We start from the raw sequence: 5189 nt of genomic DNA, 5'->3' as shown, positions 1-5189 counted from the left end.
CTGAATGTGCCGATAAAGTGGCCATCGCCTTGGCGGCGTTAGAGGGCGTGCAAGCTGCCGATGCCTCGTTTGAGAACGCGAAGGCTTCGGTACGTTTTGATGAAACCCAGGTGTCACTGGAAGATCTGCATGCGGCGGTTGAGCGGGCAGGTTATCAAATTGCCAAGCCCGCACACGGTGAAGATGGCGCATGCTGCGGCGGCTGCGGCGGTTAAGCACCGTACATTCTTAAACCTGAAACCGATTGTTTAGAGACAGACAGTCGGTTTTTTTAGCGCTGCATTGACCCGTCCTGAATTACGTTGACACTTTTTCCCCTTACTGAAGGAGCGTCAATCGGTGCACATCTATAAGCAGGCAAGACTGCATACCGCTTTGAAATACAAAACGCCTGATGCGGTGCATCAGGCGTTTTTCAGGCAGAAAACCTGTCAACCTATTTTAGGACTGGACATCAGCCTGCCCTGCAAAGTGCCGAAGTACCCCGGGCAAACTGGTTATGAAGGCGGATACAGCGTCTGCATATCTTGCCTGAGCTGCTGGATTTCATCGCGGATGCGTTGGTTCAGTTGTTGCGGCGTGCCGGGCAGTAAGACACCCCCATAGGTATCCATAGTCTCTTGCAGCCGGGTGTCGGACTGCAAGGTCTTGTTTAGTGCCTGATTCAAAACTTCAATGCGATCGGCGGACGTATTTTTGGGGGCTACCAATCCTGTCCACCCGCTGGTGATGATATCCACGCCGCTGGCTTTGCTGGGTGGAACCAGGGGCAGGGCCTTGAGCGGCTGCTCGGCCATGACGGCCAACGCGGTCAATTGGCCTGAGAGGATGTGCGGGATGGCAGGGCCAGCAACCATGATGGCGCCGTCGGACTCGCCGGAGACGATGGATAGCATGGCTGGCGTGGAGCCCTGGTAGGGGATGAACGTCATATTCAGCCCATGCTTTCTGGACAATTGACGCCCCGCATAGTCGGATGGAGTTGCGTTGCCGGCGGTCGCAAAATTGAATGTGCCAGGGTGTTTCTGCACGTATTGCTTGAATTGCTCGAAATCGGCGATGCCCAGCTTGCTGTTCACCACCAGCGTGTTGAAGAACTCGTTGATCGCGCCGATGGGGGCGAAGTCATGCTCCAGGTCGAAGCCCGGCTGTTTCATTTGCAGCATGGTCATGACGGCGGGCGAGGCGATCAGGGTCAGGTGGTGGCCGTCCGCCTTGGCCCGGGCTCCTGCCGCCGTTCCAATAGCTCCGCTTGCACCGCTCCGGTTCTCGACAATGATGCTGGTCTGAAGTTCTTTGGCCATGCCCTGCGCCACCAGCCGGGCGGTTGTGTCGGCGGCCGAACCGGGAGGATAAGGAACCGTGATGGTAATGGGGCCTTGTGGAAACGAGGCCGCTTGGACAGCAGGTTGAACCAGGGGACAGGCACTGACAACAGCCAGCGCGCAGAGCGTTTTCTTGATCATGATGCGGCATCCTTGGTGGTAAAGAGGGTGGGGGTCTTACAACAGGATTTGGATGGCCTCGAAAGGGGCTTCGACATTGACCAGGCTGATCTTTTTCTGCGTGATCTTCAGTTCGTGGCCCATCCGTAACGAATAGTCGACTTGACCGGCAAATTGACGCAGCCGCTCTCCTTGCCATTCATGCACCAGGAAATGTCCGCTGGCCAGAATTGCGCCGTTATCCTGTTCGGAAATACGCACATTGCACAGCATGCGTGAGGTGCGTATAGGCTGGGCGAGTCCGTGCGCCTGCGGATGCCGCAGCCGTGCGATTCGCATGGTGAGCAGTTCCAGGTTCTCATGGCAAAGAGAAATATGCAGCAAGGGGTCGCTTTGCCCAGCCTGCGCCGGGATCCAATAGTGTGCATCGGGGTGGAAAAGCGTCAGCCATTCTTCATGGCGCTGCTCATCCAGTAACTGATTTTCGGTGTGCAGAAAATCGAGCACCTGTTCTTTTGAACTGGTTTTCATTCGGCGTGCTCCATATAGTTTTTCCAGGCATGGAATTGGTTGCGCACGTAGCGCTCGCTCATCGCGTGAGAAGGCCCAACCGGCTGCTCTTCCTTGGACTGCTCCCGATGTGCGCTGACCCAGCGGCGTTCCTGGACGCGCAGGCCGGACTCGATGCGCTCGAAGTTTTCCAGGTCATCGGCCCGTATCAGCGACGTGGGCGAATTGACGGCATTGGCAAAGGAAATAATCCGGCGGTTGACGGCGTCCGAGGCGCCCACCAGACGAAAGCTATGGGTATCCACGCGGGTCTGGTTGACGGCGATGGGGGTGATGACCCGAAGTTGCATCCAGTTCGGCGTGACGGACAGATTTGGGTAGAACAGGGCGATGTGCCTATCGGTGTGCAGCACGTCTTCGGCCTTCTGCGCGCCATGAAACTGACGCAGCTGGGCTTCATATTCTTGCTGCTGCGCGGTGTCCGGGCGGCTCTCGCGGAAACCGAACATCTCGCTGTGCCCCAGTTCGAAGCAGTTCACGGAAAGGGCCGCCATTTTTCGGGGGCTTTGCCCATTGGCGCTGACGATGTCGGCCTGCAGTTTGCTCCAGGGATCCTGTGTAAGCGTGCTGGTCTGGCGAGCTGGCAGGACCGAGGACTGATGGGTGGGCAAGGCATGAGCGCCGTCATGAAGATTTTCCAGGTAAATCTTCCAGTTGTTGCGTTGGGTCATTCGGAACACGCCGCCGAATGGCTCGATCAGGCCGCTGGGAGAGCGCTCCACCATATTGAGCAGATTGCCGGCATTGACGCCGAGCCATTGCTCCAGGCCTGGCGCCTGGCGATCCAGATTGACGAACAAGAATCCGGCGTAGCTCTCCAGTCTGGGCACCGGCGTCAGGCCCCATTGCTCGGCGCGATCCTGCACGGGCGTCGCCTCATAACCGCTGCTCATGGGAATACCGCGCAGCGCACCGCAGGTATCAAAGGTCCACGCATGGTAGGAGCAGACCAGTTGTTCAGCGTGCCCACAGGCCTGGCGTGTCAGCTGGGCGCCGCGGTGCGGACAACGGTTAAAAAAAGCCCGGTTGATCCCGTCCTGGCCCTGGATGACCAAGACGGGTTGATTGAGCACATCCAGGCTGATGTACTGCCCCGGTGCCGTGAGCTGAGACTCATGCCCGACGTAGTGCCAGACTTTGGCGAAAATGTGTTCCTGCTCCAGTTCAAACAGGGATGGATCGGTGTAGACCCGCCTGTCTATGCAGGCGTCCTGGAACAGGGATGAGATGTCAGAAGGCATGAAAACTCCTTGCCGGGCTCAGGCCAGGCGGTGAAGAGAACGAAAAATGCAAGACGAACTACAAGTCCAGGGTCAGGATGGCATCGGCCGCTCGGGAAACGCAGAGGCAGATCAGGCGCTCCTGCTCTCTTTCTTCCGGCGAAAGGCAGAAGTCCCTGTGCAGGGCCGTACCGTCGATCACGGTCTGCACGCAGGCGCCGCATATGCCTTGGCGGCAGGCACTGTCTACTGGAATGCCGTGCTGTTCCAAGGCTTCTAGAATGCTTTGGTGGGCGGCGACGGGAATCTCCAACGCGTTTCTGCGGTTCAGACGTACGCGAAACTCGTGATTGAAGGTGGGGCTCGTGGGTGGTGCGCTGAAGCGTTCGGCATAGACGGGGATGTCCAGGCACTGCGAATGCTTGATGTAATCAATCAGCTCCATGAAGCCGGAGGGGCCGCAGGTATAGACCGCTGTGCCATGCTGCACGGACATGGCCTGACGGATGCGCTCTTTGATCAACTCCCGCTCCAGTCCCGTATGGAAATGAACTTGCTGATGGAATGGTGCGCTGCGCAGAGTGTCCAGGAACGCCGTGTGCTGCGCCGACGACGAAAAATACAGTAGCTGAAAGGGGTGGCGCTCGTGGTGCAACTGCCAGGCCATACTCAACAAGGGCGTGATTCCTATGCCGGCCGCCAGCAGCACGCAGGATTGGGGATGCGGCTGAAGCGTAAAGGCGTGGCGCGGCGGGCTGACCTGAAGCGTGTCGCCGACCTTCAGCCGTTCATGGATAGAGCGCGAACCTCCGCCCGATGTCGATGTCAGTTTGACGGCGATATCCCAGTGTTGGCGCTGGGCGGGATCTCCACACAAGGAATATTGACGTGTCAGACCGCAGGGGGTTTCAACGTCTATGTGCGCGCCCGCCTGCCACTCGGGAAGTGCAGAGCCATCGATGTTTGCAAGCCGATAGGAATAGACATCCAGACATTCGCGTCGGCGGCTCGTGATGCGAAGCGACAGAGAACAATGTTGATTCGCGATAGGATTTCGTGCTTCCATATCCGGACACCTATTTGCCAATAATTGATTGAAACTTAAAATTTTTAAATCAATAATAAATGTATGGCTGGCCTGGAATAGGGTCAAGTTCGTTGTTTTCATAACGATTATCAATGGGGCGAATAGTATGGACCTGTCGCGCATGGACCTGAATCTGCTGCGGATATTTGTGGTGATCTATCAGGAGCGTAATTTGTCCCGGGCGGCGGTGCGCATGCACCTGAGTCAACCGGCGATCAGCCATGCTCTGGCGCGGCTCAGACTGCACTTTGACGATGTTCTGTTTGTCCGGGCCAAGGGTGGAATGCAGCCCACGCGCATGGCGCAAGCTATGTTTCAGCCTGTCGAGAACGCCATCCAGGCGTTGCAGACCGCCTTGCGTCTGGCCTACGATTTTGAGCCTGAACGCAGCGACAGGCGCTTTCGCGTGGCCTTCAGTCCGGCCATGCGGCACAGCGCCTTGCCCCGGCTGTATATGTCGTTGCGTCAGGCCGCCCCCAGCATATGCCTGGACATCGTGAATGCCGATAAGGCGACGCTTGAAAGCAGTTTGTATAAATCAGTAATCGACGCCGCTATTTGTCCGGAAATGGAAAACACTGATTTATATGTATCCCGGAAGCTGTATCAGGAATCGTTTTTATGCGTAGGCAGAAAAATAACAATGCCTGATTCGGATAAGCTGGATATGCCATTTTTCTTAAATGCCCGGCATATAAAAATCGATACGGATGAATTTCCCTACTACAGCATCACCCAGTTCATGCGGGGGCAGGGAAAAAGCCTGCGCTATGTGCTCGAGGTTGATGGCTACCAGTCATTGAAACCGCTGCTGGAGCAGGACGACGTGCTGCTGGTCGCGCCCCAGTCCATTGCATACGCCTTGTG

At 56.9% G+C, this 5189-nt stretch carries 6 protein-coding genes; 2 read left to right on the top strand and 4 right to left on the bottom strand.

Features of this window, described 5'->3' with window-relative positions; translation table 11 throughout:
* On the top strand, positions 1 to 215 hold a 215-nt coding region (locus tag ACTJGZ_RS15710; protein WP_441663833.1), incomplete at its 5' end, for a heavy-metal-associated domain-containing protein.
* Between the two features lie 282 nt (positions 216 to 497).
* On the opposite strand, the gene ACTJGZ_RS15705 is transcribed toward ACTJGZ_RS15710, so the two are convergent.
* The 4 genes from ACTJGZ_RS15705 to ACTJGZ_RS15690 are packed head-to-tail and all read right to left on the bottom strand — an operon-like array spanning position 498 to position 4403.
* On the bottom strand, positions 498 to 1466 hold the full coding sequence (locus tag ACTJGZ_RS15705) for a Bug family tripartite tricarboxylate transporter substrate binding protein (protein WP_441663832.1): 969 nt from the start codon (positions 1464 to 1466) through the stop codon (positions 498 to 500).
* 36 nt (positions 1467 to 1502) lie between these two features.
* Positions 1503 to 1976: an aromatic-ring-hydroxylating dioxygenase subunit beta gene (locus ACTJGZ_RS15700; protein WP_441663831.1), complete on the bottom strand. Its 474-nt coding sequence runs from the start codon at positions 1974 to 1976 to the stop codon at positions 1503 to 1505.
* Entirely contained in the window at positions 1973 to 3256 is a 1284-nt protein-coding gene (locus tag ACTJGZ_RS15695; RefSeq protein WP_441663830.1) for an aromatic ring-hydroxylating oxygenase subunit alpha, read from the bottom strand. The genes ACTJGZ_RS15700 and ACTJGZ_RS15695 overlap by 4 nt, the downstream gene beginning before the upstream one ends.
* Before the next feature lie 58 nt (positions 3257 to 3314).
* Positions 3315 to 4403 (bottom strand): PDR/VanB family oxidoreductase, encoded by a 1089-nt coding sequence (locus ACTJGZ_RS15690; protein WP_441663829.1) that lies wholly within the window; start codon positions 4401 to 4403, stop codon positions 3315 to 3317.
* A 25-nt stretch (positions 4404 to 4428) separates the two neighbouring features.
* Here ACTJGZ_RS15690 and ACTJGZ_RS15685 point away from each other — a divergent pair.
* Positions 4429 to 5189: LysR family transcriptional regulator (locus tag ACTJGZ_RS15685; RefSeq protein WP_441663828.1), on the top strand; the 761-nt coding region annotated here is incomplete at its 3' end.

The sequence above is a fragment of the Kerstersia sp. genome (genome assembly GCF_052103615.1).
Lineage (GTDB): Bacteria > Pseudomonadota > Gammaproteobacteria > Burkholderiales > Burkholderiaceae_B > Kerstersia.
This window is presented reverse-complemented; position numbering and strand designations above follow the sequence as displayed.

What these genes read in the sequence shown, in the direction of transcription:
- ACTJGZ_RS15695 (WP_441663830.1), bottom strand. Translation starts at nt 3,256, where the DNA reads ATGCCTTCTGACATCTCATCCCTGTTCCAGGACGCCTGCATAGACAGG.
- ACTJGZ_RS15705 (WP_441663832.1), bottom strand. Translation starts at nt 1,466, where the DNA reads ATGATCAAGAAAACGCTCTGCGCGCTGGCTGTTGTCAGTGCCTGTCCC.
- ACTJGZ_RS15690 (WP_441663829.1), bottom strand. Translation starts at nt 4,403, where the DNA reads ATGAAAACAACGAACTTGACCCTATTCCAGGCCAGCCATACATTTATT.
- ACTJGZ_RS15700 (WP_441663831.1), bottom strand. Translation starts at nt 1,976, where the DNA reads ATGAAAACCAGTTCAAAAGAACAGGTGCTCGATTTTCTGCACACCGAA.